The 25,669-nt window shown below is 58.2% G+C and carries 18 protein-coding genes; 13 read left to right on the forward strand and 5 right to left on the reverse strand.

Features of this window, described 5'->3' with window-relative positions; translation table 11 throughout:
• Positions 1 to 3 precede the first annotated feature (3 nt).
• Both uvrY and D8U73_RS00270 read right to left on the reverse strand, forming a co-directional pair.
• Entirely contained in the window at positions 4 to 645 is a 642-nt protein-coding gene (uvrY, locus tag D8U73_RS00265) for a UvrY/SirA/GacA family response regulator transcription factor (RefSeq protein ID WP_008015884.1), read from the reverse strand.
• 126 nt (positions 646 to 771) lie between these two features.
• The gene (locus D8U73_RS00270; protein WP_130903408.1) at positions 772 to 1,215 is read right to left on the reverse strand and encodes a GNAT family N-acetyltransferase; all 444 of its coding nucleotides are present in this window, start codon (positions 1,213 to 1,215) and stop codon (positions 772 to 774) included.
• Between the two features lie 700 nt (positions 1,216 to 1,915).
• Here D8U73_RS00270 and D8U73_RS00275 point away from each other — a divergent pair.
• Positions 1,916 to 2,995 carry a 3-deoxy-7-phosphoheptulonate synthase gene (locus D8U73_RS00275; RefSeq protein WP_130903409.1) on the forward strand — a complete coding sequence of 360 codons (1,080 nt, stop codon included), beginning with the start codon at positions 1,916 to 1,918 and terminating at the stop codon, positions 2,993 to 2,995.
• Between the two features lie 56 nt (positions 2,996 to 3,051).
• On the opposite strand, the gene D8U73_RS00280 is transcribed toward D8U73_RS00275, so the two are convergent.
• Complete coding sequence (locus D8U73_RS00280) at positions 3,052 to 4,095, reverse strand: hypothetical protein (RefSeq protein WP_130903410.1); 1,044 nt, start codon at positions 4,093 to 4,095, stop codon at positions 3,052 to 3,054.
• 338 nt (positions 4,096 to 4,433) lie between these two features.
• Here D8U73_RS00280 and D8U73_RS00285 point away from each other — a divergent pair, with 338 nt between their 5' ends.
• From D8U73_RS00285 to D8U73_RS00330, 10 genes are all read left to right on the forward strand, one after another.
• Entirely contained in the window at positions 4,434 to 5,315 is an 882-nt protein-coding gene (locus D8U73_RS00285; RefSeq protein ID WP_130903411.1) for a triacylglycerol lipase, read from the forward strand.
• 106 nt (positions 5,316 to 5,421) lie between these two features.
• Positions 5,422 to 5,703, forward strand: a complete 282-nt coding sequence (locus D8U73_RS00290) for a peptidylprolyl isomerase (protein ID WP_007984657.1) — start codon at positions 5,422 to 5,424, stop codon at positions 5,701 to 5,703.
• Between the two features lie 137 nt (positions 5,704 to 5,840).
• A complete protein-coding gene (locus tag D8U73_RS00295) occupies positions 5,841 to 7,709 on the forward strand; it encodes an extracellular solute-binding protein (RefSeq protein WP_130903412.1) in 1,869 nt (622 codons plus the stop codon).
• Entirely contained in the window at positions 7,709 to 8,767 is a 1,059-nt protein-coding gene (gene yejB / locus D8U73_RS00300; protein WP_130903413.1) for a microcin C ABC transporter permease YejB, read from the forward strand. Before D8U73_RS00295 ends, yejB begins: the two co-directional genes overlap by 1 nt.
• Complete coding sequence (locus D8U73_RS00305) at positions 8,767 to 9,789, forward strand: ABC transporter permease (protein WP_130903414.1); 1,023 nt, start codon at positions 8,767 to 8,769, stop codon at positions 9,787 to 9,789. The genes yejB and D8U73_RS00305 overlap by 1 nt, the downstream gene beginning before the upstream one ends.
• A gap of 13 nt (positions 9,790 to 9,802) precedes the next feature.
• Entirely contained in the window at positions 9,803 to 11,380 is a 1,578-nt protein-coding gene (locus D8U73_RS00310) for an ABC transporter ATP-binding protein (protein WP_130903415.1), read from the forward strand.
• A gap of 130 nt (positions 11,381 to 11,510) precedes the next feature.
• Positions 11,511 to 12,926: a sigma 54-interacting transcriptional regulator gene (locus D8U73_RS00315; protein ID WP_130903416.1), complete on the forward strand. Its 1,416-nt coding sequence runs from the start codon at positions 11,511 to 11,513 to the stop codon at positions 12,924 to 12,926.
• Positions 12,927 to 13,214: 288 nt separating this feature from the next.
• Positions 13,215 to 14,606 (forward strand): GntP family permease, encoded by a 1,392-nt coding sequence (locus D8U73_RS00320; RefSeq protein WP_056852793.1) that lies wholly within the window; start codon positions 13,215 to 13,217, stop codon positions 14,604 to 14,606.
• Between the two features lie 7 nt (positions 14,607 to 14,613).
• Positions 14,614 to 15,387 (forward strand): 3-hydroxybutyrate dehydrogenase, encoded by a 774-nt coding sequence (gene hbdH, locus D8U73_RS00325; RefSeq protein ID WP_130903417.1) that lies wholly within the window; start codon positions 14,614 to 14,616, stop codon positions 15,385 to 15,387.
• Between the two features lie 153 nt (positions 15,388 to 15,540).
• Entirely contained in the window at positions 15,541 to 17,496 is a 1,956-nt protein-coding gene (locus D8U73_RS00330; RefSeq protein ID WP_130903418.1) for an acetoacetate--CoA ligase, read from the forward strand.
• A gap of 19 nt (positions 17,497 to 17,515) precedes the next feature.
• On the opposite strand, the gene D8U73_RS00335 is transcribed toward D8U73_RS00330, so the two are convergent.
• Both D8U73_RS00335 and D8U73_RS00340 read right to left on the reverse strand, forming a co-directional pair.
• Positions 17,516 to 21,367: a hypothetical protein gene (locus D8U73_RS00335; protein WP_130903419.1), complete on the reverse strand. Its 3,852-nt coding sequence runs from the start codon at positions 21,365 to 21,367 to the stop codon at positions 17,516 to 17,518.
• A gap of 135 nt (positions 21,368 to 21,502) precedes the next feature.
• Positions 21,503 to 22,612: a PilT/PilU family type 4a pilus ATPase gene (locus tag D8U73_RS00340; protein WP_130903420.1), complete on the reverse strand. Its 1,110-nt coding sequence runs from the start codon at positions 22,610 to 22,612 to the stop codon at positions 21,503 to 21,505.
• Positions 22,613 to 22,723: 111 nt separating this feature from the next.
• Here D8U73_RS00340 and D8U73_RS00345 point away from each other — a divergent pair, with 111 nt between their 5' ends.
• Together D8U73_RS00345 and D8U73_RS00350 are read left to right on the forward strand one after the other, a co-directional pair.
• The gene (locus D8U73_RS00345) at positions 22,724 to 25,261 is read left to right on the forward strand and encodes a PAS domain-containing protein (protein ID WP_130903421.1); all 2,538 of its coding nucleotides are present in this window, start codon (positions 22,724 to 22,726) and stop codon (positions 25,259 to 25,261) included.
• Positions 25,262 to 25,315: 54 nt separating this feature from the next.
• A complete protein-coding gene (locus D8U73_RS00350; RefSeq protein WP_007933743.1) occupies positions 25,316 to 25,591 on the forward strand; it encodes a peptidylprolyl isomerase in 276 nt (91 codons plus the stop codon).
• The last annotated feature ends 78 nt before the right edge of the window (positions 25,592 to 25,669 follow it).

Genomic DNA, 25,669 nt, shown 5'->3' on the forward strand with positions numbered 1-25,669 from the left:
TACTCAGAGACTGGCATCGACCATGCCGTGACGTACCGCCAACAGCGTCAACTCGACATCACTGCTGATCGAAAGCTTTTCGAAGATGCGGTAACGATAGGTATTAACGGTTTTAGGCGACAGGCACAACTTGTCGGAAATGATTTGTACTTTCTGGCACCCGACGATCATCAAGGCGATCTGGATTTCCCGCTCGGACAAGGCATCGAACGGTGAATCGTTGGTCGGCTGGAACGACTTGATCGCCAGTTGCTGGGCGATTTGCGGGCTGATGTAACGTTGACCGGCGAAGACCAGGCGGATGGCCTGAACCATTTCCGGCAAACCGGCGCCCTTGGTCAGATAGCCTGCCGCACCTGCTTGTAACAGCCGTGTCGGGAACGGGTCTTCCTCGCACACCGTGACTGCAACGACTTTGATGTCCGGATGGCTGCGCAACAGTTTGCGAGTGGCTTCGAGGCCGCCGATGCCAGGCATTTTGACATCCATCAACACCACATCGGGCTTGAGCTCGCGCGCCTTGAGCAGGGATTCTTCACCTGATTCAGCCTGGCCGACCACTTGCAGGCCATCGATGTCAGCCAGCATTCGTGTAATGCCTGTACGCACGAGATCATGGTCATCGACTACTAGCACCCTAATCAAGCAGACACCTCGCGATATGGTCTTATTGGGTTGCCGACACCTTAGCAAAAAGCATGTGGCAGACCTAGCGGAAAGCAGCATATAAAAAGTTTCAATACATCTTGAAAGGCTTGTGGCATACGCGTTTCAGCGATGCGGGCGCGGAACGTTTCGCTGCATCCTCAGGAAACAGTCATCCGTACCCACCACTTGTAGTCCTTTTCTTTCATACAATGCCCGTGCCGGATTGTTTTCAAACACGGTCAAGCGCAATGCCGGACGTCGTTCCACGCACGCCAGAGCAAAAACCTGGTCGATCACCCAGGATCCCGCCCCCTGCCCCCGAAATGCTTCGCCAATGTGCAATTCGCGGATGTACAAAGCCCTGGCGTCTCGACTCAAGCTGACATACCCGAGCCGAACGTTGTCACTCACGATCAAACGGTTGTCACGCCCCGCCCAAGCCACATCGAACGCTTCGTCTTGCCACAACAGATTGTGCTGAATGTAATAGCGCAACAGGTTGCTGCAGGTCAGGTTGCGCGCATATTCGAGGTCACGTTCGTTGGCTGTTTGCCATTCAAGCTTCATCGAACCTCCGTGACTGCTTTGGCGGCCGGTGCACTTCTTCAATGTGGCAGCGAGTTGTTTCGATCATGACGTCTGGTTCATCCTGGCGAAGCGGTTTTATGGCTCAAACGCGAAGTGTGTCACAACCTCAGGGCTGCTCAACCGATAGAAAGCGCCAGTGATGAGCAATAGCATTTTCTGATTGAATCCTCGCACCAGCCTCTAGTAAGCTCGGTGCATCCATTGGAGTCAGACCATGTCAAACGCCCTTTCACAGCTTTCCTCCGCCAGCGCCCTGCGCTCGGTCGCGGCTGCCCGGGTGAACGACGTTTGCGCTCCGATCAACTTTTATTTTGGGTATTGGTTTAGCCACTGGCGCGCCTGATACCCACACGGCGCCCACTTCAAACGGGTCGCCACCAGAGAATTCTCAACCCCCGGTCGGCCTCCCGACCGGGGGTTTTGTTTTTTCAGCCCCACTAATTTTTGCGACATACCAGACACTCAGAGGATCCAGAACATGAACTACGCCACTTATTACCGTTACGACAGTTTTACCGCCTGGCGATTTACCACCCTCCGCTCGGGACAGCCTGCCGCCTCCGATCGGTCACCCAAAGGTGGCAAGCACACACACGTAGCCAAACCGGCCAATTGTCGAACACCCCAGTAGGGCCGAGTGCGCGGGAATGAACCCGCCGCCCGCCCAGGAAGCCTGAACATGAATTCGTCCGTCTCTGCTCTGCCACTGTCCACCCTGAGTCCGGCCAATGAGGCAATGACCCTGCGTCTGCCCAGCTCATTGCAGCTCAAACAGCAATTGCCGCTTACCAATGCCCTGACCCAACAAGTCGCTGCCCACCGCCAGGCGGTTCGCGCGATTCTCAATGGCGAAGACTCTCGCCTGCTGGTCATAGTTGGCCCCTGCTCGATTCACGACCCACAATCGGCGCTCGAATACGCTGGCAACCTGGCCCGCCTGGCGGCCGACGTCAGCGATGAAATGCTGCTGGTGATGCGCGCCTACGTTGAAAAACCCCGCACCACAGTCGGCTGGAAAGGCCTCGCGTACGATCCGTACCTCGATGGCAGCGACGACATGGCCGCCGGCCTGACCTTGTCCCGCGAACTGATGCGCGAAATGCTCCAACTGGGTTTACCGGTGGCCACTGAGCTGCTGCAACCGATGGCAGCCGGTTACTTCGATGACCTGCTCAGCTGGGTCGCCATCGGCGCCCGCACCACTGAGTCGCAAATCCATCGGGAGATGGCCAGCGGTTTGAGCATGCCGGTCGGTTTCAAGAACGGCACTGACGGTGGTGTAGCCGTGGCCAGTGATGCCATGCGCTCGGCCGCCCATCCGCACCGGCATTTCGGCGTCGACAGCCAGGGACATCCCGCGATCATCCAGACCCCGGGCAACGCCGATACGCATCTGGTTTTGCGCGGTGGCCATCATGGACCGAACTACGACCGCACCAGTGTGGCCAAGGTGCACAACGACTTGACCAGGTTGAAAATCCCCGCACGGATCATGGTCGATTGCAGCCACGCCAACAGCAGCAAAGACCCGCTGCGCCAGCCCGCGGTGTTCAACGACGTACTGGAACAACGCCTGCAAGGTGACCGCTCGCTGATCGGCATGATGATCGAAAGCCATTTGTTCGAGGGTTGCCAGCCACTGAGTGCGTCGTTGAAATATGGCGTGTCGATCACCGACGGCTGTTTGGGGTGGAACGGGACGGAAGAACTGCTGCGACAGGCAGCACGACGCCTGCGCGCGCAGCGCACCAAACCGTAACCGGCCCGTCGTTCACCAACCAGTCTTCACGTCCGACTGGTTGGTGACCAGCACCTCTAGGCGCGCACCTGTACCGTCATCACGGCTGACTGCTGACTGACATCGTCAAGTCGCTCAACTGAGTAGGCAATCCGGATCGTCGTGTCCCGATGCTCCCGCCAGAATCTGTACGGCACGATGAACACCAGTGGCTCGCCGACCATTTCCCTGGTTATCTCGCGGTCATCGCGATGATTGAAATAGTCGCCATCGCACTTCAGGTACACCAACTCGCCTTCTTCAACCCGAGCGTCATTGATCACGACGGTAATGCCATCGATCGCAGCCTGCAGGTCCAGCCTGCCCTCATCAGCCTCAAGCACCAACGGTGGCAAAAGAGGCTGGCGCGACAGCGGCCCGATCAGCAATTGAACCGATTCAGAGTATCGAGGGGCGTGACCTGTTTGCTGGACGCAATAGCTGAGCGTCACGTTGCTCCCCAGATTGGGAGCGATACAGTCCGGGTGGATCCAGAAGGACAGCTCACTGCCCACGGCAAATGACTCGACCTTCAGCGTATCGTTGAAACTCGCTTGCGCAGAAATACCAGCCCAGGCCAACAGGATTCGATCGCCTTCGGCCATCCGGGCATAGGGCCTGATCGTGACGAGAATGCCTTCGGGCACGCGATCAGGGTCGATCGTCCCGCCAACGGCATCGACCGCAATCGGTGGCAGCAAATCCGGATTGACGTCGCCCACGTCCAGCTGCAAACGCGATGAGTTCACGGGCACCGCGCGCCCGGCACGTTGCAACGTATGGAAAACTTCCAGGCTTCCCCCGTCGAGTGCCGCGATGTGCACCGCCGGCACGACGAATACCACGTCGTAGCCAACCTGTTCTTCGCTGACAAACCGAGTCATCTGATGCTTGTATACAAGCCCTTCGACGTCCAGGCCCTCCCAGTTCAAAAGCAATTTGTCGCCACAGGCCATGCCCGGATACGGCTTGATCCTGACGACGGCACGTTTTTGAAAGGGGTCGAGTACCGCGTTTTCCACCGGCTCAAGCAACGGTGGCGGTAATAAATGCAAGGAAATGCTTGCTTCGTGAGAGGTCATTTGAGGGTTCCGATCCGTGGAATCAGCGTCACCTTGGGGTCAAGGCAACCAACGGAGCCTATTGAACCCGATGCCAGCCATTTGCGATGCCGGAGATCGTCTTTGCAGGAGAGGAAAAAGGACACGCGTGAAGTAGGTCGTTGATCATTGAAGCTCGGGACTTGCTGAAAAGATGTCTGGATATTCCGATCAAGGCTTCGCACACGTCCGAGCTTTCGTACGCTTTCTATTCCGTTTTCATCAACTTACAGCGGTTTTTTCATACATCGCGCGCCCATCCGAGTGTTTTAGAGTGAGGCTCATGGCACCTCCTTAACTCCCTGAAAAAGGTAAATGCGATGCAACGGAATGCGAACACCCATTATCCAATTCTGCTGGTCCATGGACTTTTCGGCTTTGACCGGATCGGTCCGTTCGAGCTCTTTCACGATGTGAAACAGACACTCAGAAGCGAAGGCGCCAGAGTTTTCGTGCCGTATTTATCGGCCACCCACTGCAATGAGGCACGGGGCGAGCAACTGCTGGCACAGATTCAACGGGTGCTGGAAGGCACAGGCGCGGGCAAAGTCAATCTGATCGGTCACAGTCAGGGCGCACTCGCTGCTCGCTACGCTGCGGCGGTTGCACCACAGTCGGTTGCTTCGGTGACATCCGTCAGTGGGCCGAACCATGGGTCGGAACTGGCCGACTTTCTGCGCAAGGCGCTTGAACCGGGATGTTTGCCGGAACAGGTCGCTGAAACGGTCGCCACGTTGTTCGCAGGCTTCCTGTCCTTGCTAAGCGGCCACCATCGCCTCCCGCAGAACGCCATCGCCGCGCTCAATGCCCTGACCACAACTGGCGTAGGGGCATTCAACGACAAATACCCTCAAGGGTTGCCAAAAACCTGGGGTGGCAAGGGTCGGGAATTGGTCAATGGTGTGCGTTACTACTCCTGGAGCGGCGTCCTGCCGGACAATGCCCTGGATGAAGGAATGAACGCCCTTGATCCGTTCCACGGTTTCCTGCGGGCGTTTTCGCGATACTTCATCACTGAAGCCGAGCAAAACGATGGCATGGTTGGCCGCTACAGTTCGCATCTGGGGACGATTATCCGATCCGATTATCCGCTGGATCATCTGGCGGTCATCCGCCCGTCAGCCGGTATCTTCACGAAAAGCATCGACCCGATCGATCTATACGTACAACACGCTGCACGCCTGAAAAAAGCCGGACTATAAAAAGCACCCGCCGTCGAGGCCGTATGGAACGGAACTTTGAGAAGAAATCGTCCACTGAATCCGGTAGGCTCACCACTTTACAGAATATTGAAAGGAGTATTTCCCCATGGCTAAAGCCACTGCCCGCCACATCCTCGTTGCCAGCGAAGCCAAGTGCAACGAACTCAAAGCGCAAATCGAGGCTGGCGCAGATTTCGCCGAAGTCGCCAAGGCCAACTCCACCTGCCCTTCCAGCCGCCAGGGTGGTGACCTGGGTTCGTTCGGTCCTGGCCAGATGGTCAAGGAGTTCGACACCGTGGTATTCAGCGCGCCGATCAATGTCGTGCAAGGCCCGGTGAAGACCCAGTTCGGTTATCACCTGCTGGAAGTGACCAGCCGTCAGGACTGATCGACGCCTGATGCCTCTTACGCAACGGCCCGCCTTTTTGGTGGGCCGTTGTGCTTCAACTGCGTAATACGGCTGGCGAGGGACGCGCCGCTAGCGTACAAATTGTGGTTATCGACCACCCGGCTCTAAGGCTGACAATGCGACTGGCTTTCCCAACTTTGTTATTCACTGCCATGGCCCTGCTGATCGGCGCGGCTGGTGTGAACGCCGCACCGCAACATGCGTTGACCGTCTACGGCGAACCGGCCAAATACCCTGCCGGGTTCAGCCACTTTGCCTACACCAATCCGCAAGCCCCCAAAGGCGGGACGATGCGCCGTTCGGCCATCGAGATCGGGCATTTCGACCATGTCTTGCCCTACATCGACAAGGGCATTGGCGTCTCGCAGATCGACGGCTTGCTTTACTCGCCGTTGGCTCAGCGCTCGCTGGACGAGCCTTATACGGTGTACGGCCTGGTGGCGCAGAAGATGGAGCGTTCCGATGACGGATTGTCCCTGCGCTTCTACCTCAACCCCAAGGCGCGTTTCGCCGACGGCAAGCCGATCACCGCGCAAGATGTGCGCTACACCTTCGACTTGCTGATGACCCAAGGCAGCCTGCGTTATCGCACGCAATTCGCCGACGTCAAAGGCGTCGAGGTGGAGTCGCCACTGACCGTGCGCTTCGACTTCAAGAACAACGAAAACCGCACGCTTCCTCTGGACATCGCCACCCTGCCGGTGTTTCCCGAGCATTGGTGGACAACCCGCGATTTCGCCGGTGGCGGCGGTTATGAGCCGCCACTGGGCAGCGGTCCCTATAAAGTGGGCAAGGTCGATTCCGGGCGCAGCATTACTTTCGAGCGCAACGCCGACTGGTGGGGCAAGGATCTGCCGGTCAGCCGCGGCCTGTACAATTTCGATCGTTTCAGCATCGAATACTTCGGCGACACCGACGTTGCCCGTCAGGTCTTGCGCGGCGGTGCCTACGACTACAACCGCGAGTTTTCCGCCACCGGCTATTCCATCGGTTACGAGAGCCCGGCCCTGAGCGATGGACGACTGCAAAAGGCTCACCTGGCCACCGAAGCGCCGCAACCGTCCCAGGGCTTTGTGTTCAATCTGCAAAAACCGATGTTCCAGGACCGCCGCGTACGCCAGGCGCTGGTCATGCTGTGGGATTTCGAATGGAGCAACCGGCAGATGATGCGCAACATGTACATCCGCCAGCAGAGCTTCTTCTCCAACACCGATCTCGCGGCCCGGCAACTGCCGGACGCTGGCGAACTGGCGATTCTCGAGCCGTTGCGCGGGCAGATCCCGGACGAAGTGTTCACCAAGGTATTCGAGGCACCGAAAACCGATGGCAGCGGCATCATTCGCGACAAACAGTTGCAAGCCCTGGACCTGCTCGAACAGGCCGGATGGACACCCAAAGGCGATCAGCTGGTCAACGCCGACGGCGAGCCGCTGAGCTTCACGTTCCTGGTCAGCCAGAACGGCATGGATCGCTTGCTGCTGCCCTACAAGCGTACCCTCAAGCAAATCGGTATCGACCTGAATATCCGGCGCATCGATTCGTCACAGTACGTCAACCGTCTGATGAGTCGCGACTACGACATGATTGTCACCGGTTACCCGGTGACAACTTCCCCGGGCGGCGAGCTGTTCAACTACTTCGGTTCAGCCGCGGCCACTGATTCCGGCTCCAACAACTACATGGTGCTGAAAAACCCGGCAGTGGATACGCTCATTACCGGGCTGGTTCGGGCGAACACCCAGGCCGACATGTTGCGTTATGCCCATGCGCTGGACCGGGTGCTGCAATGGAACTACTACTGGATTCCCAACTATTACCCGCCAGGAACATCCACCGTGTGGTGGAACCGCTTCGGCATACCGAATGTGCAGGCCAGCAATGACGAAGCCATCGAAAGCTGGTGGGAAATGAGCACCACGCCGCTGACCAACCAGGAAATGACCGCCGAGCGCATCCGCCGCGGCAAACCCGGAGGACCGCATTGATGTGGGGCTACATTCTGCGGCGGTTGCTGCTGATCATTCCGACGCTGGTGATCATTCTTCTGGTCAACTTCGTTATCGTCCAGGCCGCACCGGGCGGGCCGGTGGAACAGGCTATCGCGCACTTGCAGGGCATCGGCGGCGCCAGTGTCGGCGGCAGTTCCAGCGAGGCCATGAGCAGCTCCCGAGCCAGCCGTGGCCTCGATCCGCAACTGATCAAGGACATCGAAAAACAGTACGGTTTCGACAAGCCTGCGCACGAACGCCTGTGGCTGATGCTGACCAGTTACGCGAGGCTGGATTTCGGCAAGAGCTTTTTCCGCGGTGCCACGGTCACCGACCTGATCCTGCAGAAAATGCCGGTGACCATTTCCCTCGGCCTCTGGGCAACCTTGATCACTTATCTGGTATCGATCCCGCTGGGCATCCGCAAGGCTGTGCACCACGGCAGTCATTTCGATATCTGGAGCAGTACCGCAATCATCATCGGCTACGCGATGCCGGCGTTTCTCTTCGCCATGTTCCTGATCGTGGTTTTTGCCGGCGGCACGTCACTGAACTGGTTCCCGGTGCGCGGGCTGGTGTCGGACAACTTCGAGTCGCTGTCGACCCTGGGCAAAATTGCCGACTATTTCTGGCACCTGGTATTGCCGGTGACGTCGCTGGTGATCGGCGGTTTCGCGACCCTGACCATCCTGACCAAAAACTCGTTCCTCAATGAAATCACCCGCCAGTACGTGGTCACCGCCCGAGCCAAAGGCTTGAGCGAACGCCGCGTCCTCTACGGCCACGTATTCCGCAATGCCATGTTGCTGGTGGTGTCAGGGATTCCCCAGGCGTTCATCAGCGTGTTTTTTGCCGGTTCACTGCTGATCGAAGTGATCTTCTCTCTGGACGGCCTGGGCCGCATGAGCTACGAAGCGGCCGTTTCACGAGACTATCCGGTGGTGTTCGGCTCGCTGTTCATCTTCACCCTGTTCGGTCTATTGATAAAACTGGTGGGTGACCTGTGCTACACCCTGGTCGACCCGCGCATCGACTTCGCCGCGAGGAACGCCTGATGTTCAAGCTTTCACCTTTAGGCCGACGTCGTTTCGAGCGTTTCAAGAAAAACCGCCGTGGCTGGTGGTCGCTGTGGTTGTTTGTCGGGTTGTTTCTGCTGACCTTGGGTGGTGAGCTGATCGCCAATGACAAACCGCTGGTAGTCAGTTACCAGGGCTCGTTGTATTTCCCTGTCTTCAAGCGCTACACCGAGCAGGAGTTCGGCGGTCAACTGCCGTTCCAAGCCGATTACCGTAGCGACTACGTGCAGCAACTGATCAAGAAAGACGGCGGATGGCTGCTGTTCCCGCCGGTTCCCTTCAGTGATGACACGCCAAACTATGACCTGAACAAACCCGCACCGAGCCCGCCTTCGCAGGTCAACTGGCTGGGCACCGACGATCAGGCCCGGGACGTCCTGGCCCGGGTTATTTTTGGCGCTCGGGTGTCGATTCTGTTTGCCTTGATGCTGACCGTTGTCAGTGCACTGATCGGCATCGCCGCGGGCGCCTTGCAAGGCTATTACGGTGGTTGGGTGGATTTGCTCGGGCAGCGGTTGCTGGAAGTCTGGTCCGGGCTGCCGGTCCTGTACTTGCTGATTATTCTGTCGGGGTTCGTCGAACCGAATTTCTGGTGGCTGCTGGGGATCATGGCGCTGTTTTCCTGGCTGGCGCTGGTGGACGTGGTGCGCGCCGAGTTCCTGCGCGGGCGCAATCTGGAATACGTCAAGGCTGCCCGGGCACTGGGCCTGAGCGATCGCAAGGTGATCGTGCGGCACATCCTGCCCAACGCCATGAACGCGACCTTGAGCTATCTGCCGTTCATTCTTACCGGCGCAATTTCAACCCTCACGGCGCTGGACTTCCTTGGCTTCGGCATGCCGGCGGGCAGCGCATCCCTGGGCGAATTGATCGGTCAGGGCAAGCAGAACCTGCAAGCGCCATGGCTCGGACTGACCGCGTTTTTTACCCTGGCGCTGATTCTTTCTTTACTCGTGTTCATTGGCGAAGCGTTGCGCGACGCCTTTGATCCGCGTTCTTGAGCGGACTGTTGATATGACCAACCTGATCGAAATCCGAGACCTCAGCGTGGCTTTCAGCGGCCAGACCGTCGTGCGCAATCTGTGCCTGGATATCCACCCGGGCGAATGCCTGGCGCTGGTGGGTGAGTCAGGATCGGGCAAGTCAGTGACCGCCCACTCAATTCTGCAATTGCTGCCCGAATGCGGAACCGAGACGACCGGCAGCATCCGTTATCGAGGCCAGGAGCTGGTGGGCGCGGACGCAAAGAAACTGCGCGAATTGCGCGGCAACCGCATTGCGATGATCTTCCAGGAGCCGATGACTTCGCTCAATCCGCTGCACAGTATCGAAAAACAGATCGGCGAAACCCTGCTCGTTCATAAAGGCATGGCCGGCAAAGCGGCGCAGGCGCGGATTCTTGAGTTGCTGCATCTGGTGGGCATTCAGAAACCCAAGGAACGCCTCAAGGCCTACCCGCATCAATTGTCCGGTGGCCAGCGGCAACGGGTGATGATCGCCATGGCCCTGGCCTGCGAGCCGGAACTGTTGATCGCCGACGAACCCACCACGGCCCTCGACGTCACCGTGCAGCGCAAGATTCTGCTGCTGCTCAAATCATTGCAGCGACGGCTCGGCATGTCGCTGCTGCTGATCAGCCATGACCTCAATCTGGTGCGCAGCATCGCCCAACGCGTCTGCGTGATGAAGGCCGGCGAGATTGTCGAGCAAGCGTCCTGCGAGACTATTTTTACCGAGCCGAAACATCCCTACAGTTGCATGCTGCTCAATGCCGAACCCGACGGTGAAGCCCTGCCAAGGGACGAACGCGAGAACGTGCTGGTAGTCGACGACCTGCGCGTGCAGTTTGCCGTGGGTGGCGGACTGCTGCGGCGCAAGACTTACTTCAAGGCGGTCGACGGCATCAGCCTGAGCATCCAGCGCGGCAAAACCCTGGGCATCGTCGGCGAATCCGGATCCGGCAAGTCAACGCTGGGCCAGGCAATCCTGCGCCTGCTCGACTCCGAAGGCAGCATCCGTTTCCAGGGCGAGGCACTCGATGGTTTGTCGCAGAAACAGCTACGGCCGTGGCGCAAGAAAATGCAGGTGGTGTTCCAGGACCCGTTCGGCAGCCTCAGTCCGCGGATGTCTGTTGAACAGATCATTTGCGAGGGCCTGGAGGTTCATAGCCAACTGAGTCCCGAGCAATGCAATGCCGAAGTGATTCGGGCATTGCAGGAAGTCGGCCTCGACCCGCAAAGCCGTCATCGCTACCCCCACGAATTTTCCGGTGGCCAACGACAGCGCATTGCAATCGCTCGGGCACTGGTGCTGAAACCGGCGCTGATCCTGCTGGACGAACCGACCTCGGCGCTGGATCGCACCGTGCAAAAACAGGTGGTCGCCCTGCTCCGCCAACTGCAGGAAAAACATGGCTTGACCTATCTGTTTATCAGCCATGACCTGGCAGTGGTCCGCGCCCTGGCGCACGACATGATCGTGGTCAAGGATGGCAAGGTCGTGGAACGTGGCGCCAGCCATGACGTATTCGATGCCCCACAGCATCCGTACACCAAGGAGCTGTTGGCGGCGGCGCATGTTGGGCAGGCATAATCGATTCACAATCGTTAAACCGTGTCACGGCCATCGCGGGCAAGCCTTGTTCCTACAGGGGGCATCTGTAGGAGCAAGGCTTGCCCGCGATTAGGCCGGACCGGGCAATGAAAAATCAGGATCAGCACCCATGAACACCACCGAAAGCCTCAAGGACTACCAGCGCGTGCGCCTGCTGGCGATCCGTTCACTGTTCGAAATTATCGAGCAATCGAGTGAAGGCACGGTGATCGTCGACCGCGACGCCAACATAGTCTGGATGAACGAGCGTTATGCCCGGCGTTTCGGTCTGCAATCGGCCGAGAACGCCATCGGCAAAGCCTGCGAAAGCGTGATACCCGGCAGCCTGTTGCGTGAAGTGGTGCGCACCGGCCGACCGATCCTGCTCGACATGCAGGACACGCCCAAGGAACCCTTGGTGGTCATGCGCCTGCCGATCCATGACGACGCTGGCGAGGTCATCGGTGCGATCGGTTTCGCCCTGTTCGATGAACTGCGCAGCCTGTCGCCGATGCTCAAGCGCTACATGAGCATGCAGGAAGAGCTTGCTTCCACGCGCTCGCTGTTGCGCGCGCGGCAGACCAAATACAACTTCGCCCACTTCATTGGCACCAGCGCCGCCAGCCTTGAAGTCAAACGCCGCGCCCGGCGCAGTGCCAGCACTGAGTCGCCGGTGTTACTGCTTGGCGAAACCGGCACCGGCAAGGAGTTACTGGCGCAGGCTATTCACAACGCTTCGCCGCGGGCACACAAGGCGTTTGTCAGTATCAACAGCGCAGCGATCCCGGAATCGTTGCTGGAAGCTGAATTCTTCGGCACGGCACCGGGTGCCTTCACCGGCGCTGATCGCAAGGGCCGCGCAGGCAAACTGCAAATCGCCCAGGGCGGCACGCTGTTTCTCGATGAAATCGGAGACATGCCGCTGCCGTTGCAAAGCAAGCTGCTGCGGGTGTTGCAGGAAAAGGAATTCGAACCGGTGGGTTCCAATGAAGTGATCCAGAGCGATGTGCGGGTGATCGCTGCGACCTCGACCGACCTGGAAGCCGCGATCAAGCGCGGTGATTTCCGCGCGGATTTGTATTACCGCCTCAATGTCCTGCCAATCCAGGTGCCACCGCTTCGCGACCGCCTCGACGACCTGCCCGCGCTCAGCGAGGCCATCCTTGAAGAGCTGCGCAGCCAGCACGAACTCAACAGTGAAGCGCTGCAGCTGCTGGGTCAACACGCCTGGCCGGGGAACATTCGCGAGTTGCGCAACGTCCTGGAACGGGCCGCCTTGCTCAGTGATGACCTGCGACTTTCGGCCACGGACATCCGCGCGGCGATCGGAACGTTTACCCCCGTTGAACGCCCGGCACCAGCGACTCTGGAACCTCTGGAGCATGAGACGTTCAGTGCGGCACGGGAGCGCTTCGATCGCCAACTGATCGAAACCACGCTGGCGCGATGCGGCGGCAAAGTGATTGAAGCCGCGGCGCGTTTGGGGCTTGGGCGGTCGACGTTGTACAAGAAAATGGTGGCGTTGGGGATTGCGGAGTCTCAATAGAGAGACAGGCATCTCTATTGTTAGATCCGGCTTCTTCGCGGGCAAGCCTCGCTCCTACGGATGGTGAAACCCTGATATTTCCCAAATCTCTGTAGGAGCGAGGCTTGCCCGCGAAAACGCTCTCCTGGTCGAAAAAATCTCCAAATAGAGACACCCCCTGTAAATCCATCGCACCAACGATAAATATTTCCTTATATTTCAGCTAGTTAACCACCTGGCACGAAACTCGCTATAGCCCCTTCCTACAAGATTTCACCACACAAAAATAACAATCCCAGGAGACACACCATGAGTGTGATCATTGCCTTGGCAGCCCTCGCGCTGCTGATGGTGGCTGCTTACCGTGGCTACAGCGTTATCCTTTTTGCCCCGATTGCCGCCCTCGGCGCCGTCCTGCTGACTGACCCTTCCGCCGTCGCACCTGCCTTCACCGGCGTGTTCATGGAGAAAATGGTCGGTTTCATCAAACTCTACTTCCCGGTGTTCCTGCTCGGTGCGGTGTTCGGCAAGCTCATCGAGCTGTCCGGTTTCTCGCGTTCCATTGTCGCCGCGGCCATCCGCCTGCTGGGCACCCGCCAGGCGATGCTGGTGATCGTGCTGGTCTGTGCCGTGCTCACATACGGTGGCGTGTCGCTGTTTGTGGTGGTATTCGCGGTGTATCCGTTTGCCGCTGAAATGTTCCGTCAGAGCAACATCCCCAAACGCCTGATCCCGGCGACCATCGCCCTCGGCGCGTTTTCGTTCACCATGGACGCCCTGCCCGGCACCCCGCAGATCCAGAACATCATCCCCAGTACGTTCTTCAACACCACCGCCTGGGCTGCGCCATGGTTGGGTGTGATCGGTACGATTTTCGTGTTCTGCGCCGGCATGCTGTTTCTTCAGCGCCAGCGCAACAAGGCCCAGCGTGCCGGTGAAGGTTATGGCACCGACCTGCGCAACGAGCCGGAAACCGCTGCCGACATCAAGCTGCCCAACCCGTGGATCGCCCTGTCGCCGCTGCTAGCCGTGGGCATCATGAACCTGCTGTTCACCCAGTGGATTCCACAGTGGTACGGCAAGACCCACAGCCTGGCGCTGCCGGGCATGGCGACACCGGTCACCACTGAAATCGCCAAACTCACCGCAATCTGGGCGGTGCAGGCTGCGCTGCTGGTCGGCATCCTCATGGTGTTGGCGTTCGGCTACAAAGCCATCAGCAGCAAACTTGCCGAAGGCAGCAAAAGTGCGGTCGGCGGTGCATTGCTGGCGGCGATGAACACGGCTTCGGAATACGGCTTTGGTGCGGTGATCGCCTCCCTGCCGGGTTTCCTGGTGCTGGCCGACTGGCTCAAGAGCATCCCCAATCCGCTGGTCAACGAAGCGATCACCGTCACCTTGCTGGCGGGTATCACTGGCTCCGCCTCGGGCGGCATGAGCATCGCGCTCGCGGCAATGTCCGAGCAGTTTATCGCGGCGGCCCACGCCGCCAATATTCCGCTGGAAGTGATGCACCGTGTAGCTTCGATGGCCAGTGGCGGCATGGACACCCTGCCGCACAACGGCGCGGTGATTACCTTGCTCGCGGTCACCGGTCTGACCCACCGCGAAGCTTACAAAGATATTTTCTGTATTACGCTGATCAAGACCCTGGCGGTTTTCGTGGTGATCGGTACTTTCTACGCCACTGGCATTGTGTGAGGTATTCATGACGACTCTTTCCGGCAAGACCGCACTGGTTACCGGCTCCACCAGCGGCATCGGCCTGGGGATTGCCCTGAGCCTGGCCAAGGCCGGCGCCAACCTGATCCTCAATGGCTTCGGCGATGCGTCCAAGGTCATTGCTGAAGTCGAACAGTTCGGCGGCAAGGTCGGCCATCACCCGGCCGACGTCAGCGACCCGCAACAGATCGCCGACATGATTGCCTACGCCGAGCGTGAGTTCGGCGGCGTCGACATACTAGTCAACAATGCCGGCATCCAGCACGTCGCGCCAGTGGACGAGTTCCCGGTGGAGCGCTGGGATTCGATCATCGCGATCAACCTGTCGTCGGTGTTTCACAGCACCCGCCTGAGCCTGCCGGGCATGCGCGCCAAAGGTTGGGGCCGGGTGATCAATATTGCTTCGGTGCATGGACTGGTCGGCTCGACGGGCAAAGCCGCGTACGTTGCCGCCAAGCATGGGGTGATCGGCTTGACCAAAGTGGTCGCCCTGGAAACCGCCACCAGCAACGTTACCTGCAATGCCATTTGCCCGGGTTGGGTATTGACACCGCTGGTGCAAAAGCAGATCGACGATCGCGCCGCGACCGGAATCGATCCGCAGCAGGCGCAGCATGATCTGCTGGCCGAGAAGCAACCCTCGCTGGAATTCGTGACCCCGCCGCAGTTGGGCGAGTTGGTGCTGTTCTTGTGCAGTGAAGCCGGGGCTCAGGTGCGGGGTGCGGCGTGGAATATTGATGGTGGGTGGTTGGCGCAGTGATTGGCCGCTAAACCCTTATAGATGATCGTTCCCACGCTCTGCGTGGGAATGCAGCCCGGGACGCTCCGCGTCCCAGAAGCCGAACGCGGAGCGTCCGTTGAGGCATTCCCACGCAGAGCGTGGGAACGATCTGACAACAAGAAGAGGCAAACCATGTCCGACATCCTCTGGCAACCCAGCGCCGAACGCATCGGCAAGACCCGCATGGACGCCTTTCGGCGCTTCGTCAATCAGCGGCATCATCTGCACATCGACGACTACCCTGCCCTGCATCAGTGGTCCATCGATCAGCGTGAAGCGTTCTGGCAAGCCATCGTCGATTTCTTCGACATCCGTTTTCACGATCAGCCGGATGCAGTATTGGTCGAGGGCACGCAACTGCCCAGCGCCGAGTGGTTTCCCGGCGCTACCCTGAACTTTGCCGAACATTTGCTGCGCCGTCGCGACGATGCCGTGGCCGTGGTGGCCGTGGCGGAGAACGGCCAGCGCGAACAACTGACCTGGGCCGAGCTGGCGGAACATGTCGCCGGTTTTCAAAGTGGTTTGATCGCCGCCGGTGTCGGCCTGGGCGACCGGGTGACGGCGTGCATGCCCAATACCTGGCAGACATTGGTGGCGATGCTCGCCACCACCAGCCTCGGGGCGATCTGGTCCTGTTCTTCGCCGGACTTCGGCACGCAAGGCGTGATCGATCGTTTCGGCCAGATCGAACCCAAAGTGCTGGTCACCTGTGCCGGTTATCGCTATGCCGGGAAAGAAATCGACCAGAGCGCCAAGGTCAACGAGATCCTCGAACGACTGCCATCCTTGCAGCAACTGATCATCGTGCCTTATGCGCGGCCCGAAGTGCGCATCGAAGACTTTCACACATCGGCCAACGTCACGCTGTGGGACGACTTCTACTTCCCCGGTGGCGAACCGGATTTCACGCCGGTGCCCTTCGCCCATCCGCTGTACATCCTTTATTCCAGCGGCACCACCGGCGTTCCCAAATGCATCATTCACAGCACCGGCGGCGTGCTGCTGCAACACGTCAAGGAACACGGCCTGCATTGCGATCTCGGCCCCGGCGAACGCCTGTTCTACTACACCACGTGCGGCTGGATGATGTGGAACTGGCTGGTCTCGGCCCTCGCAGTCGGCAGCGCCGTGGTGCTGTACGACGGCTCGCCCTTCCAGCCAGATGCCGAGCGTTTGATCGACCTGATCGACGACGAGCGCATCAGCGTCTTCGGGACCAGCCCCAAGTACCTCGCGACCCTGGAAAGCAGCGGCGTCAACCCCAGGCACAGCCATGAACTTGGCAGCCTGAAAACCTTGCTCTGCACCGGCTCGGCACTCTCGCCGCAGAGTTACGATTTCGTCTATCGCGATTTCAAGCCTGACGTGTGCCTGGCCTCGATGTCCGGCGGTACGGACATCGTCTCGTGCTTCGTCAACGGCAACCCGTTGAGCCCGGTCAGACGCGGCGAAAACATGGGCAAGAGCCTGGGCATGGCCGTTGAAGTGTGGAACGACAACGGCCAACCGGTGATCGGCGAAAAAGGCGAACTGGTCTGCACCCGACACTTCCCGGCAATGCCCATCGGCCTCTGGCACGACCCCGACGGCGCAAAGCTCAGGGCGTCGTATTTCAGTCAGTTTCCCGGAGTCTGGGCGCAAGGTGATTACGCCGAACAACTGCCCCATGGCGGCATGATGATCCACGGTCGCTCAGACGCGGTGCTCAATCCCGGTGGCGTGCGCATTGGCACAGCGGAAATCTATCGTCAGGTCGAGAAAGTCCCGCAGGTCATCGACAGCGTCGCTATCGGCCAGCAATGGCAAGACGACGTGCGGGTGGTGCTGTTCGTGCGATTGGCTGATGGCGTTGAGCTGGACGAAGCATTGCAGCAACAGATCCGCCAGGTCATCCGCGCCAACACCACGCCGCGGCATGTCCCGGCGAAAATTGTTGCGGTGACCGATATACCGCGCACCATCAGCGGCAAGGTGGTTGAACTGGCGGTGAGGAATGTAGTGCACGGGCAGGCGGTGAAAAACACGGATGCGCTGGCCAATCCCGAAGCGCTGGAACAGTTTCGGGATCGGCCGGAACTCGACACGTGAACGATCGTGCGGGTGCGTGTTAATCCATGTGCGAACCCGGTGGGCGCGTTCCACCGGCAGGTTTAGATGCAAGTGAGCTGTTCAGAGTGATCAGAACCGGCTGGTCAATCGCGCGCCCGGCGTTTGCTTCGACTGCGCCGCGCAGGATGGACATATTGCGTTCATAAGCATTTCTGTCCGTGTACAACTGGCTCAGCAGCGAGGTAGTCACCGCCAGCGAGTCAGCATTTTCAAAGGTTTTGGCACTGGCGTGACAGGCATCGCCCTCATCCGTAACCGGCAGACGTCCCGACGCCAGGTTCAGCAGCGCGGCTACATCCAGCAACTGCCCTCTTTCGCCGTTGCGTCCGGCATCGCGGGCATAGCTGACATCGTCAGTCTGTGAAGCACCGTGGAACAACTCATGAATCAAGTCGTCTGCCACGACATCATGGTTGAAGCCCAAACTGATGAAGTGTTTGTTCAGTTGGGGTGTATAGATTTCGATGAATTGCGTGTTGGATGGGTCTTGTGCGCCTTTCCATTGTTCGTACGCCTCCTTGTTCAATGCAGCGATGTTGTGAGTGGTCTTGAGCGGATCGAGAAACATGTTACTGATGGAAAGACCTGCAAAGTCAGCCCTGACCAATCTCAGATAGCTCAACAACCGTTCGAATGCATCGCTCGAGTTGCTTCCCATCAGCACCTTGATGATTGCGTCGCGCTCCCTCGTCAGGTCGAGACTGTTCAAGACGTTGATCGCGTTTTCGATTTTTGTACGCGCCAGCGGCAAGCTTTGCTCAATGAACTGTCGGGTATAGCTGACGGGCAATGTCTTGTTGAATCGAGGCAACTGGATAGGTGACTCAAAGATGAAGTTGTTCAGTCTGGGTCCCCAGGGTTTGCCCAATCGGTCAAGGGCATACCATTGATGAGCGTTACGCGCTGCCACCACCGTTAATGTGTCACCGGTTGCGCCAAGAGGTCGCCAGGTACCCTGCCCGGTGGTATCGGCGCGATTGGCTGCGCGAATCAAGTCATAGATTTTGTGTCGGCCATTGAGTTTTTGTAACTGTGATTGCGCCAGCCCGAGCATCTCTTGAGCCTGCCTGTTAAAGCGTAGCGCTCCCTTGTGGACGAGTTTCCCGGCTCCGAACAATGCCGTAGGCACGCCATCCAGCGGGTTGATGAGGGAAACGGAGGTCACGAAGGCTAGCTTGGTCAACTGGGCGGCTTTGGACGACAAGGAGACGGCCTTCGACGAAATGCTCAGCGCTTTGGCAGCCGCCCCCGCAAAGGCACCTCCCAAGGCAATGGCGTCCATGGCACAACCATAGATCCCGTCAACCACCCTATTGTGATCCCCAGAAGATAAATCCTCGATGCACTTTTTAAAGGGAACCACCAGATTCACGATGTAATCGGCAGTCTCATTGCCCATTTTGCGCTGGCTTTCAAGCGCAGTCGGCACGGTGGCCATTGCTTCAACTTCGGAAAACTTGCGGAACGGATGATGACTCACCACGAACTCGGCAATCCTTGCAAACTGCGGGTTGCCAAAATTCATATAAGTACTCTGCGTGCGCGCTACCACAGACCTTGGTGCCGGGAGCTCACCCAACTTTTCGATAATCGCCAAGTCGCTGCGCGCATGCTGCTCAACTGCAACCCCCTCCGTGTATTCCTTCAGAGTGACAGGCAACGCTTCCAAAGGCGTGGGTGCCACCTGCGCATTCAGATCGCCGGTGAAATCGATCCTGGAGCGACCCGAACATTTTCCCTTCGAGGTGATCAGGTTTCCAAGGACATCGTTTTTCCGTAGCTCTCCTCTGAATGTAAACAACTCATAGCACGCAACCGAGTTTTCGTGGATGGCGTACATCACAACACCAAAGCGGCCCGTGACAGCATCTTTGCCTTGTTGGGTTTCGTAATCTGTCTCATACGTAAGCGGTCCGCCGATATAGCGGGAGGATATCTCTACCGCTGCACCGCGAAGGGTAAAGAACGTAATCTTGCCTTTCAGAAAGATTTCCAGGTCAAAGGGAAGCATGTGTGAAAGGGCCAATTTCACGTTTGTGACCACCGCACTATTCAAATTGCCGAGATAGCCGCGCAATTGCCGATGAAATTCGACATTGTTGGGTGCCAGGTACGACAACAGAGGGAAACGTTTGTAAATGCTGAGTACGGAGGGATCGTGGAAGGTTGGCCTTGTGTAATGGGTCATACCGGCCAGCAAGTCAGTTGTCGTGGTGTCATCGGGAAAAACCGCGCGAAGATCCCACTCACCGCTCGCCAGGTCTCCTGACATATGCAAATCGACCATCGACATGGCGGTGGGCGAGGCATATAGGCCAGGGCGTTGATAGATAACTTTCCTGTCGAGGAAATCACAACCGGGTGCCACGTCTTCCAAGGCTTTGCGAGCAATGTCTTCTCTACTGGGCAACGGATTGGACAGTACCCGGGCCAGATGGGTGAAGTGCTCTGTGTAAGCCTCGAAAGCGGCAATCGCCCGCTCCGTCGTTTCCTTCGCCGCTTGAGTGAGCTCAGTTGGCTCGATAACACCATTCAACAACGCCCAGTCAACGATTGGATCGATCATTGCCAGATCCCGCAGACGGGAGAGGGGCGAACTGACAGGCTCGAGTTCGACGTAGGCCATGATTTGCCCGTAGCTCAGCACAAGCGCCGCCCCTTTCGTGACCGCCTCCACCAGCGCAACGCCACGGCAAAAGACCACCCAGGCAACCGAGCCCATCGTCAACGACGATGGAACACCCTTGACCAGAAATTCCGGCGCAATTTCCGCCAGTAGCAGGTGCGATGCCATTGGCGCCAGGACAGGATTCACCCAGCCTTTGGTGTGCAGGAAGGTTTCCAGTTCCTTGCGCACGTTCAACGAAGATCGTTCGACGTTGGTTGGTGAATACAAATCGAACCCGCCGATACTCTTTCTGCCTTGAGCTTTGCCGAAGTCTGGATACAGCTCCAGCAAAATAGCCGTTATCAATAGTTGCCCAAGATCCTGTGCAGAGACGTCTTGCCCAGATGTTGCACCGAACCAGTCCAGTTCCTTCAGGAGGTTTCTGGCGCAGGTTTGGGCCGCCGGATGCCTGACCAACTGAACGATACATTCAGCGGCGTTATCGTGCGTTGCAAGAGTGCCATTCGTTTCGCGATACAGTTTGTCCAGCAGCTTTTTGTCGGGAGCTATAAGCTTTGCAGTGGCCTGACGAATAGCTGCATGTTGCTCAGCCGACAATACGACTAATGACGGATCATCGGCAGCAAGTTGCCCCCAATAGTTACCAAGTTCATCAACTTCAGGATCAAATTCGAACAACGCGATCAGATTCCTGGTTTCGCTCGCATTCCTGGGAACCGCCAACCCATGAAACTCCAGCCATTGATCAACAAAAGTGTAGTCCTCTGTATATACGTACCCGCCCGCCTGGCTTGCAATATCCCCTATGACAAGAAGTTTCTGATAGTTGTGGGATGCCTGGCTGAGTTCCAGGTCAACGGCTTCCCACGTTGTAGTGCTTTTTCTGTATATTTCCAACACGCCGTTGTCGTTAATACGTGTTAAGGCCATACTCTCGAGACGGAGGCGGCGGAGTTCATCCATCACGGACGTATGATTAGCCAGATTATTCCATGCCACTCGCCCTGGCATATGGACCTCATAGAGAGAAGACCCCGTCACCAACGGAAACTCATACCCTTGCCAGTCATACGGCCCTTCGTCCTCTTGTTCATCGAAGACAGTTTTTAACTGCTGCAATACCAATTGTCGCTCTGCCGCATCGGCCTTTAACCATTCGCACTGCACATCTGAAGCCGACCCCGACAACTGATAGGCTTTATATTTCAAGCTGTCACACATAAAACAACCTCATAGATTTAATCACTGATTAGTTAAACGAGCATCAATCCTTACCCACCCGGGATTAATTAAACAGTAAAAATCTACGAAACAATATTTCAAAACTTCAAATAACGAACCTGCCTGCCAATAAAATCAATCCTCCAAATTCCACTCACTACTCGGCCCACTTACTATTGAAACACCCTCTCTATAACGTTTTAGGCGCAACTTTAAATTATTAAACGATTCCGCATTCTTTAATGCTTCGCTCTCGCTGATAACACCTTCGACCACCAGTTCATACAGTGCGCCATCGAAGGTCTGCATGCCCAACTCTTTGGATTTTTCCATAATGTTTTTAAGTTCATCCAGTTCATTGCGCCGGATCAAATCGCCAATGGTCGGCGTCCCGAGCATCACTTCCACCGCCGCCCGTCGCTGACCATCCCGAGTGCGCACCAACCGTTGCGACACGAATGCCTTGAGGTTGTTGCCCAGGTCGTGGAGCAGCTGCGTACGCCGTTCCTCGGGGAAAAAGTTGATGATGCGGTCCAGCGCCTGATGGGCGTTGTGAGCATGCAGCGTGGAGATCACCAGATGCCCGGTATCAGCAAATGCCAGTGCGTGCTCCATGGTTTCGCGGTCGCGAATCTCGCCGATCAGCACCACGTCTGGCGCCTGACGCAGGGTATTTTTTAACGCGGCGTGAAAACTGCGGGTATCGACGCCGACCTCGCGCTGGTTGATGATTGATTTCTTGTGCCGGTGGACGTATTCGATCGGGTCTTCGATAGTGACGATATGCCCACTGGCATGACGGTTGCGATAATCGATCAGGGCCGCCAGCGAGGTAGACTTGCCGGAACCGGTGGCGCCGACGAACAACATCAAACCTTGCTTGAGCATCACCGTCTCGAGCAGTACCGGCGGCAACTTGAGGTCTTCGTAACGTGGTATGTCGAGTTTGACGTTGCGCACCACCATCGACACGTCGTTACGCTGTTTGAAGATATTGACCCGGAAGCGACCAATCCCCGCCAGGGAGATCGCCAGGTTCATCTCCAGTTGACGATCGAACTCCAGCCGCTGTTCGGCGTCCATGATGGACGCGGCAATTGCCGCAATGTCTCCCGGCTTGAAGGGATGGTCGTCAAGCGCTGTAAGAATTCCGTCGAAGCGCGCGCTGGGTGGCGCGCCCGTGGACAGGTAAAGGTCGGAGCCATCCTGGCTGGCCAGGCGTTTCAACAGCGCATCGATTTCCATGGCAAAAAGCACCCGCGAAGCATTCAATTGGAAAATGACCCGATTGCGGTCATTCAGCGTCTGGTAACAATAGTAGACGCCGCCATACCGACTTATGTGCAGGACAACTTGATGAACGCATCACCGACCGGCAGCGATGCCCAGGCCTTGATTGCCCGACTGGACTGGGCGAACAGTCCGCTCGGCGCCGCCAGTACCTGGCCGCAAAGCCTGCGAACCGCCGTGGATATCGTGATTCACTCGCCAATGCCGATGTTGCTGCTCTGGGGCCCGCAGCTGACGCAGATCTACAACGACGGCTTCGCCCTGCTCGCGGGCAGCAAGCATCCGCACGCTTTCGGACAGCCTACACACCAGATCTGGCCAGAACTCCAGGACTTCACCGACCCGATTTACAGCGCCGTCCTACAAGGCCAGGTGCGAACCTACAGCGAGCAGCGTTTCACCTTGCAGCGCAACGGCAAGGATTCCGACTTCTGGCTTGATCTGACTTATAGCCCGATCCGCGACGAGAATGCCCAGGTCGCCGGAATTCTGGTCACCGCCATCGAAACCAATGAGCGACGGCGCATCGCCCTGGAACTTGAACAGCGCTCGGCCGCCAGCCTCAAGGCACAGCAAGACACCGAGGAGCGCCTGCAACTGGCGCTCTCTGCCACCGACGCGGTGGGCACCTGGGATTGGGATATCGGCGAGGACCGCTTCATCGCCGATGCGCATTTCGCCCAACTGCACGGTATCGATCCGGCCATGGCCGGCCAGCTGCCAATCAGCGATTACCTGCACGGCGTCCACCCCGAAGACCGCGCCATGATCGCCCGCAGCATCAAGCACTGCATCACCCACGGCACCGAATACGCCGAGGAATATCGCCTGCTGCAGCCAGATGGCCAAGTGCGTTGGGTGTTTGCCCGCGGGCGTTGCTACAAGGACCATCACGGCCGGCCGATCCGTTTCCTCGGCGCGGCCCTGGACCTGACCGAACGCAAGAATACCGAGCAGGCCCTGCGTCAGAGCCAGACCGAGTTGCAGTTGATCATCAACGCCATGCCGATTCTGATCAGCTATGTCGACCGTGAGGAACGCTTTCGCCTGAACAACGCCGCGTATCTGGACTGGTACGGCCTGACACCACAGGAGCTCTATGGCCGCACGGTTCGGGAAGTCCTGGGCGATGAGGCCTACGCCCTGCGCGCCGAGCACATCGCCCAGGCATTGAGCGGCAAACCATGCTGCTTCAGCCTCAATACGCCGCACCGTGACGGCAGCATCCGCCATGCCCTGATGAACTATTTGCCACGTCACGGTGCCGATGGCTCGGTAAACGGTTTCTACATCTTCGTGATCGACGAAACCGAGCGCAAGCAGACCGAAGAAGCCCTGCGTAACCTCAACGAGACCCTCGAAGAGCGCGTTGCCGCCCGCACCCGGCAACTGGCCGAAAGCAATCAGCGTCTGCAAAACGAGATGGTCGAGCGCGAACGCGCGGAAGACGCCTTGCGCCATGCGCAGAAGATGGAAGCGGTGGGCCAGCTGACGGGGGGTATCGCCCATGACTTCAACAACATGCTCACCGGGATCATCGGCAGCCTTGACCTGATGCAGCGCTACATCGCCGAAGGGCGCACGGAAGAAATCGGCCGCTTCACCGAGGCGGCGGTGTCCTCGGCCAACCGCGCCGCCGCTCTTACCCATCGCCTGCTGGCGTTTTCCAGGCGCCAGTCGCTGGATCGCAAACCGCTGAACGCCAACGATCTGATCCATTCCCTGGAAGACCTGCTGCGGCGAACCAAGGGCGATCACATCGAACTCAAGTTGCAACTGGCCGAAGATGCCTGGCCGGTCAGCACTGACGTCAGCCAACTGGAAAACGCCCTGCTCAACCTGGTCATAAACGCTCGGGATGCCATGCCCGATGGCGGTGAGCTGCGTATCGAAACCGCCAACGTCTACCTCGACAGCAGCGACATCAATACGCTGGAACCGGTCAAGGCCGGCGATTACCTGATGATCGCCGTCACGGACAACGGTACCGGCATGACCCCCAAAGTCCTGGCCAAGGCGTTCGATCCGTTCTTCACCACCAAACCCATCGGTCAGGGCACCGGGCTTGGGTTATCGATGATTTATGGCTTTGCGCAACAGTCGGGCGGCCACGTCAGCCTGTTCAGCCTGCCGGGCCAGGGCACCAGTGTGCGTTTGTATCTGCCGCGTCTGCGTGTCATGGAACCCGAAGATGTGCTGTCGCCGGTCATCAGCGAAGCGCCACCGGCCATTGCCGGGGAAACCGTGGTGTTGGTCGAGGATGACCCGGCGGTGCGCATGTTGGTGCGAGACCTGCTCAAGGAACTGGGGTATCACGCACACGAAGCCGAAGATGCGAAATCCGCCCTGCCCTTGCTGGAGTCCGACATGCGGGTCGACCTGCTGGTGACGGATGTCGGCCTGCCGGGTATGAACGGTCGGCAATTGGCGGAAATCGCCCGCCAGTATCGTCCGGCGCTGAAAGTGCTGTTCATGACCGGGTATGCGCAGATGGCGGCCGAACGTCAGGGCTTTCTCGAAGAAGGCATGGACATGGTGGCCAAACCGTTCTCCATTGATCTGTTGGCCAACAAGATTCGCACGATGATCGGCCAACCCCAGTGACTTAGGGCATAATCGCGCGCCCCGCCGTGAACACCGTTACAAGGTATCTACCCCATGAAAGCTCAAGCCCGCCACATTCTGGTGAAAACCTCGGAAGAAGCCGAGCAGCTCAAACAACGCATCGCCAAGGGCGAGGCCTTTGATGTGTTGGCCAAGAAATATTCCACCTGCCCGTCCGGCAAACGTGGCGGCGACCTGGGTGAAGTGCGGCCGGGGCAGATGGTTGGGGCGATTGATGCGGTGATCTTCAAGAAACCGTTGCGGGTGGTGCATGGGCCGATCAAGAGCAAGTTCGGGTATCACCTGGTGCAGGTGTTTTACCGGGATTGAGCGGCTGGCTTTCTGGCCGCATCGCTGGCAAGCCAGCTCCCAGTGATTTGTGGGTGGCCAGAGATGTCAGCCACACCA

It is taken from the genome of Pseudomonas sp. Sample_22 (assembly GCF_004307635.1).
GTDB lineage: Bacteria > Pseudomonadota > Gammaproteobacteria > Pseudomonadales > Pseudomonadaceae > Aquipseudomonas.

Excerpts from the sequence above, each read along its gene's own strand:
- D8U73_RS00310 (WP_130903415.1), top strand. The coding sequence starts at position 9,803 with ATGACCAACCTGATCGAAATCCGAGACCTCAGCGTGGCTTTCAGCGGC.
- D8U73_RS00285 (WP_130903411.1), top strand. The coding sequence starts at position 4,434 with ATGCAACGGAATGCGAACACCCATTATCCAATTCTGCTGGTCCATGGA.
- D8U73_RS00330 (WP_130903418.1), top strand. The coding sequence starts at position 15,541 with ATGTCCGACATCCTCTGGCAACCCAGCGCCGAACGCATCGGCAAGACC.
- D8U73_RS00305 (WP_130903414.1), top strand. The coding sequence starts at position 8,767 with ATGTTCAAGCTTTCACCTTTAGGCCGACGTCGTTTCGAGCGTTTCAAG.
- D8U73_RS00335 (WP_130903419.1), bottom strand. The coding sequence starts at position 21,367 with ATGTGTGACAGCTTGAAATATAAAGCCTATCAGTTGTCGGGGTCGGCT.
- yejB (WP_130903413.1), top strand. The coding sequence starts at position 7,709 with ATGTGGGGCTACATTCTGCGGCGGTTGCTGCTGATCATTCCGACGCTG.
- D8U73_RS00320 (WP_056852793.1), top strand. The coding sequence starts at position 13,215 with ATGAGTGTGATCATTGCCTTGGCAGCCCTCGCGCTGCTGATGGTGGCT.
- hbdH (WP_130903417.1), top strand. The coding sequence starts at position 14,614 with ATGACGACTCTTTCCGGCAAGACCGCACTGGTTACCGGCTCCACCAGC.
- D8U73_RS00340 (WP_130903420.1), bottom strand. The coding sequence starts at position 22,612 with ATGGAAATCGATGCGCTGTTGAAACGCCTGGCCAGCCAGGATGGCTCC.
- D8U73_RS00280 (WP_130903410.1), bottom strand. The coding sequence starts at position 4,095 with ATGACCTCTCACGAAGCAAGCATTTCCTTGCATTTATTACCGCCACCG.
- D8U73_RS00350 (WP_007933743.1), top strand. The coding sequence starts at position 25,316 with ATGAAAGCTCAAGCCCGCCACATTCTGGTGAAAACCTCGGAAGAAGCC.
- D8U73_RS00270 (WP_130903408.1), bottom strand. The coding sequence starts at position 1,215 with ATGAAGCTTGAATGGCAAACAGCCAACGAACGTGACCTCGAATATGCG.
- D8U73_RS00290 (WP_007984657.1), top strand. The coding sequence starts at position 5,422 with ATGGCTAAAGCCACTGCCCGCCACATCCTCGTTGCCAGCGAAGCCAAG.
- D8U73_RS00295 (WP_130903412.1), top strand. The coding sequence starts at position 5,841 with ATGCGACTGGCTTTCCCAACTTTGTTATTCACTGCCATGGCCCTGCTG.
- D8U73_RS00315 (WP_130903416.1), top strand. The coding sequence starts at position 11,511 with ATGAACACCACCGAAAGCCTCAAGGACTACCAGCGCGTGCGCCTGCTG.
- D8U73_RS00345 (WP_130903421.1), top strand. The coding sequence starts at position 22,724 with ATGAACGCATCACCGACCGGCAGCGATGCCCAGGCCTTGATTGCCCGA.
- D8U73_RS00275 (WP_130903409.1), top strand. The coding sequence starts at position 1,916 with ATGAATTCGTCCGTCTCTGCTCTGCCACTGTCCACCCTGAGTCCGGCC.